Origin of the sequence: Photobacterium nomapromontoriensis (assembly GCF_050336815.1) — a bacterium.
Lineage (GTDB): Bacteria > Pseudomonadota > Gammaproteobacteria > Enterobacterales > Vibrionaceae > Photobacterium > Photobacterium nomapromontoriensis.
This window is the reverse complement of record NZ_JAKJSL010000095.1, coordinates 1-1,148: the sequence shown is the minus strand read 5'-3', so window position 1 is coordinate 1,148 and position 1,148 is coordinate 1. Positions and strand designations below refer to the sequence as shown.

The 1,148-nt window shown below is 47.2% G+C and carries 4 tRNA genes and 2 rRNA genes; all 6 read left to right on the top strand.

The window, feature by feature from the left end:
* A 16S ribosomal RNA gene (locus tag L4D12_RS25380) occupies window positions 1-134 on the top strand; the annotation flags it as partial.
* 97 nt (window positions 135-231) lie between these two features.
* Window positions 232-307, top strand: a tRNA-Glu gene (locus L4D12_RS25375).
* A gap of 4 nt (window positions 308-311) precedes the next feature.
* Window positions 312-387 (top strand) — tRNA-Lys (locus tag L4D12_RS25370).
* A gap of 28 nt (window positions 388-415) precedes the next feature.
* Window positions 416-491: transfer RNA gene (locus tag L4D12_RS25365), tRNA-Val, on the top strand.
* Window positions 492-530: 39 nt separating this feature from the next.
* Window positions 531-606: transfer RNA gene (locus L4D12_RS25360), tRNA-Ala, on the top strand.
* A 313-nt stretch (window positions 607-919) separates the two neighbouring features.
* Window positions 920-1,148, top strand: a 23S ribosomal RNA gene (locus tag L4D12_RS25355); the annotation flags it as partial.

The window sequence follows — 1,148 nt, the reverse complement described above, 5'->3', positions numbered from 1 at the left end:
CACCATGGGAGTGGGCTGCACCAGAAGTAGATAGCTTAACCTTCGGGAGGGCGTTTACCACGGTGTGGTTCATGACTGGGGTGAAGTCGTAACAAGGTAGCCCTAGGGGAACCTGGGGCTGGATCACCTCCTTAAACGATAGACTGCTGTTTTATGCAGTGTCCACACAGATTGCTTGGTTAAAATGTAAGAGAACATCTAAGTTGCCCAACAACTTAGACAGAAAGCTAAGTCCCGTTCGTCTAGAGGCCTAGGACACCGCCCTTTCACGGCGGTAACAGGGGTTCGACTCCCCTACGGGACGCCACTTAGGGTCGTTAGCTCAGTTGGTAGAGCAGTTGACTTTTAATCAATTGGTCGCAGGTTCGAATCCTGCACGACCCACCATCTTCTCCTCGAAGATGTAAAACTCGGAGGGCGATTAGCTCAGTTGGGAGAGCACCTCCCTTACAAGGAGGGGGTCACTGGTTCGAGCCCGGTATCGCCCACCATTTTCTCTTTTGAGAACTTCTCCTAAGAAGTAAAATATTGGGGCTATAGCTCAGCTGGGAGAGCGCTTCGCTGGCAGCGAAGAGGTCAGCGGTTCGATCCCGCWTAGCTCCACCACTCTCTAAACACRCTGGCAACAGTGTCGTTAGAAAGTGGATACTTCGGTAAACACATGTTCTTTAACAATCTGGAAAGCTGACTAGTAAATTCAATCGAATGATTGAATTAACAAATAGTTTTATCGTCTCTTTATAAGAGTGGTAAAACGAGTTCTCAACACAAACACATTYAAGTGTCTTGTATCGAGTCCGGCGAAAAACCAAAGTCCTTATTTTTCTTGATCGAAGATAACGACGCAAACCTTGGTTGTTTGACCAACTTATTTCACTTTCTAAGTGAAAACTAAGAGCGAAACCTCTTGGGGTTGTATGGTTAAGTGACTAAGCGTACACGGTGGATGCCTTGGCAGTCAGAGGCGATGAAGGACGTATTAACTTGCGATAAGCCCAGTTTAGGCAGTAAAAGCCACCTGAGACTGGGATTTCCGAATGGGGAAACCCACTTACATAAGTAAGTATCGTTACGTGAATACATAGCGTAACGAGGCGAACCGGGGGAACTGAAACATCTAAGTACCCCGAGGAATAGAAATCAACCGA